A 449-nucleotide genomic window follows, 5' to 3' on the forward strand; every position below is an offset into this window, starting at 1 on the left:
GCCTGATCCATGGTCAACGCGTGTACGCGCTCACTGGTCTGGGAGATGAGGAAAGAATTGGATGCAACGAGAACCGTGGTGATGGCACAGCCGGTTACGAGGATCAGCTTGGTCGCAAGCGACTTCACTTTGAGATTGAACATTTAGGCCCCAATGGAAATCGTCAACCCGAAGGAGCTGACGTCAACGGATGACAATCTCCGTCATGGAGGCCCGTCCGCATGGAACAGTGCGCTGCAGCGCGACAGGGCGAAGTTAGAATATGATTGCTAATTAAGCCCTAATAATACTTCGCCGCGCCGTGCATCTTCAGTGTTCGTAGTAGTCGGAGATGATCTTCCAGGCATCGTCCGCCGTTTCGGCAAAGTGCAGGAGATTCATATCCTCGGGAGCGATGGTGCCGAAATCCGCCAGGAACTCGAAATTGACGACGGGTCGCCAGAACTTTT

The 449-nt window shown here is 53.5% G+C and carries 1 pseudogene; it reads right to left on the bottom strand.

The features are described 5' to 3' along the window. Nucleotides 1–309 precede the first annotated feature (309 nt). Nucleotides 310–449, bottom strand: a pseudogene (locus tag EN804_RS38420) (lysine decarboxylase); the annotation flags it as partial.

This window comes from Mesorhizobium sp. M8A.F.Ca.ET.161.01.1.1, assembly GCF_004792105.1.
Classification (GTDB): domain Bacteria; phylum Pseudomonadota; class Alphaproteobacteria; order Rhizobiales; family Rhizobiaceae; genus Mesorhizobium.